A 3,243-nucleotide genomic window follows, 5' to 3' on the forward strand; every position below is an offset into this window, starting at 1 on the left:
TGAAGTGCGGCATCCATATCGAATGTAGGTTTGGTCATGAGTCATCTCTTTTCGGTTCAGTCTAAAGAAATGACACAGAATTCTGAACACTACCCCGGTTCGGGATGTATCGGCCTCAAGACTTTACCCCTGGATGGACCGGGCTTCAGTGCCTGTGTGCACAGGCGACAGATCATGGAAGATAAGCTATGGATACATTTGCCACCTATCAAGCCCGTTACAGGGCGCCTGGAATCACTCAGGAGCGCAATGCTCTGGGTGTCTACAGTTCTCAATACCTTTCCAATCGCTATCAGGCATTGATAGAACGCTATGAGTCTAAACCAAACATTAGCTGTAAAGGAAACGGCTGGGATAATACCGTAATAGAATCAATTATCAGCCGACTTAAGGTCAGCATATAAGGTGATTTATGTCAGCCCATTATAATTTATTGTTATCACTGCCACTGGAAATATCTTTAGCTGCTGATAATTATTCTGTGCTGAATTTTGTTTTTAATAATAATAGTTCTGAGCCAACTGATTTTCCAGATCATCCGTTCTTTGAAAACTTTAATCCAATAGATCGTTTTCATAATTCTTACAAAGATTTTGTTTCAGGCGCATGGAAATCAGATTTTTGGATACAGAAGGATCCAAGCGGCAATGTGTGCAATGCCGGTATTAATCTTTGCTTGCCTGGAAATAAGCTAGAAGGCGTTTGGCAAGATACCCTTCCTCTTGTCCATTGGTTGGCTTCAATGTCATCAGCAAAAGGAGCTGTTGGTATCGTCGTTGCAGAAGATTTTAGCGACGATGAACCTATGGTATTAATTGTGTGTGACAGAAAATTATTTATTTCTGCATCTAAGCATGAATAATTGTACAATTTTGATGATGCGCTATTTTAACCATTTTTTTAATTAAAAATTAATATGGAGGTTTAAATGGATAATTTACCCGGTTTTGTAAAGAATCATATTGAATATTTGGAAAGATTAGATTTGGATAAAAGAAGTCTTGAAGAAATAAAAAATGATGTTACTGGTCAAAATCAGTCTGAAGTTCCGTATTTTGAAATGTCTCAATTTATGAGATTTAGCTGGGATGGTGTTATCAGTCCATCTATAAAAAGTGGCTGGCTAGAGCGAACTATAAAACCAAAGCTTGATTTGGAAGACTTTCATCAAGGGGTTCTTGAATTCTACGACCAGTCTGATCTGGATGGTACCTTGAAATCACTCAAAAACCTTTATGATAAAGGTATTGATGAAGACGATCTTTTTAGAGTTATACGAGAATCCCAGAAAAGTGTATTAGGAAGCTTGTTTATGACGATAGATGGAACAACAGATGGTTGTAAGGGTAGCTTTTTTGAAACTAAAATTGAAGATAATGAGATAGTTCCCAAGCGTCATTTTTATGGCATGGAAGATTTTTTTCTCGACTATGACCCTATAAAATTAAAGAATAAAATACCGGACTAATAGAATAAGGCTGGTGCGCGTGGAAGCTGGTGCAGAAGTGAAGCAGAAGTCATTGCCATCTGGATGGATGCTTGAGTCCAGCAGACATTTGTACGTAGCAGACTATATAGCTTATTAGATATTAGCCGTACGATACCTCAGTCTCGGAAAGTGCTGAAAACCTCATTCAAGGAGAGAGTGATGAAAGAAAAATTTAATTTGTTACATGATAAGTTTCCAGAGATCTCCAATCTGCTGCGACCACCCACTACAGATTCTACTTTGTTAGTTAAGGCAAAGTCTCTAGACTTGCCAAGTGATTACTATGATATTTACTCAATGTTTGATGGGGAAGAAGACGACTCCAATGGTGTGTTCGGGCTACATAAGCTATTACCACTTAGTGAATCTCTTGCAAAACAAATTACTGATAAAGATGAACTGAAAGATATACCCAATAAATATCAGTATGATCTATTCGTGCCAGTATTTAAAACTCCCGGGAGACAGATGATTGGATATGCAAAACATGGAGATGAATGGGACTTTGCGGAGTATGATATTTGGTTGAGCAAGCACCAGGAAGAGTCAGTGAATGGCTTTCTACATGTTTTTTTTGATAAGCTAGAAAAAGATGGTTATACAACTGAAGACGGCATTAATGGTTTAATAGATATAGACGAAATGTAAAAATCAGGAAGCACTTCCGTCACGACGGGACTTTATTTCAAGGGCGGAATGACCATTGAAGTTTTTTAATATAAAGAGGGGTTATAATTATGGGGTTTGATGTTACATTTCATTCAATTTCAGAAGCTGAATTAGAAAAATATGTTTTTGATGTTTTGAATGATCCAAGTTGTGCAGAGCATAGAGCCAAAGAGATTTCTCAGGGCAATAATGATAAGTTTGAAGATATCTTTAGGATATATGATAATGCCTTGCTCTATTGGTATCGTGAAAGAAAAGATTCTGAATCTCAAGAAATTGGGGTTGAAAATTTTTCGAGTACATTCTCTTTAGGGATAGCTGCCTTATCCGGTTATTTACACCCGTTTTGGTATTCTCGAGATGGTGCACTTTCGCTTTTGGCTAATGAAAGGCCGGAGTTGAAAAGTTTTTTTAATGGTTATACCAAGATGGAAAAATCACCTCTCAGTTCATTTAATGAAGGTGAAGACTTTACTTTCAATTCTAATTATTCAGCATCTGGTGTTATAAATGATGTGCCAAGTCTAAAAGAATGGTTAGAAAATAATAAAGATTTTGTATCTCATAGATTCGAAGCGGATGGACTGGATTCACTATGCAGATCAGTTGATTACTGTATGGAAAATGATCTTCTCTTTCTGGAGGCATCAGATGTGGTTGTACCATTTAAAGATCAGAGCTTTAGTGATTTAGATAACTTTAAAGCGCACTTTCTTAAAAATATATAAATCCCAATAACTTATATTGCTCTTTAAAGCGGGCTAGAACCTGAAAGCTATGCTTTTTAGGTTCTATAATCGAAAATAATGGTCAGTATACATAAATACATTATCTTTATTGGTGGGATAAGCATATATGTCAGCGGAGACGCCGCTGTTACAACAGGCCATTAATGCAATTGAAACTAGCAATGGCATCTAGCCTTTGCATCACATAGGTGCCGGTGTCTCCGCTGTTTTGAGACACCGGCACTGGAGGAACCGATGGACATTATTAACCCGGCGGTAGTTTATATCTGATATAATACCTGCATGAATACAGACGCACGCAAGCTCAGCCCAGAGCAACAGGAACTTCTCAGGCAG

At 37.7% G+C, this 3,243-nt stretch carries 4 protein-coding genes; all 4 read left to right on the forward strand.

Translation table 11 applies throughout. From position 1 onward, the window contains the following. The first annotated feature begins 412 nt into the window (after positions 1-412). The 4 genes from ABIE61_RS18550 (at position 413) to ABIE61_RS18565 (ending at position 2,886) form a co-directional block, all read left to right on the forward strand. Positions 413-862 (forward strand): hypothetical protein, encoded by a 450-nt coding sequence (locus tag ABIE61_RS18550; RefSeq protein ID WP_354412321.1) that lies wholly within the window; start codon positions 413-415, stop codon positions 860-862. A gap of 66 nt (positions 863-928) precedes the next feature. Beyond that, entirely contained in the window at positions 929-1,468 is a 540-nt protein-coding gene (locus ABIE61_RS18555) for a hypothetical protein (RefSeq protein WP_354412324.1), read from the forward strand. 180 nt (positions 1,469-1,648) lie between these two features. Then, positions 1,649-2,137 (forward strand): hypothetical protein, encoded by a 489-nt coding sequence (locus ABIE61_RS18560; protein WP_354412326.1) that lies wholly within the window; start codon positions 1,649-1,651, stop codon positions 2,135-2,137. A gap of 89 nt (positions 2,138-2,226) precedes the next feature. Further along, positions 2,227-2,886 (forward strand): hypothetical protein, encoded by a 660-nt coding sequence (locus ABIE61_RS18565; protein ID WP_354412327.1) that lies wholly within the window; start codon positions 2,227-2,229, stop codon positions 2,884-2,886. Positions 2,887-3,243: the final 357 nt, after the last annotated feature.

The organism is Marinobacterium sp. MBR-111, from assembly GCF_040547585.1.
Classification (GTDB): domain Bacteria; phylum Pseudomonadota; class Gammaproteobacteria; order Pseudomonadales; family Balneatricaceae; genus Marinobacterium; species Marinobacterium iners.

Coding starts and splice junctions, on each gene's coding strand:
- ABIE61_RS18550 (WP_354412321.1), top strand. CDS start 413: ATGTCAGCCCATTATAATTTATTGTTATCACTGCCACTGGAAATATCT.
- ABIE61_RS18565 (WP_354412327.1), top strand. CDS start 2,227: ATGGGGTTTGATGTTACATTTCATTCAATTTCAGAAGCTGAATTAGAA.
- ABIE61_RS18555 (WP_354412324.1), top strand. CDS start 929: ATGGATAATTTACCCGGTTTTGTAAAGAATCATATTGAATATTTGGAA.
- ABIE61_RS18560 (WP_354412326.1), top strand. CDS start 1,649: ATGAAAGAAAAATTTAATTTGTTACATGATAAGTTTCCAGAGATCTCC.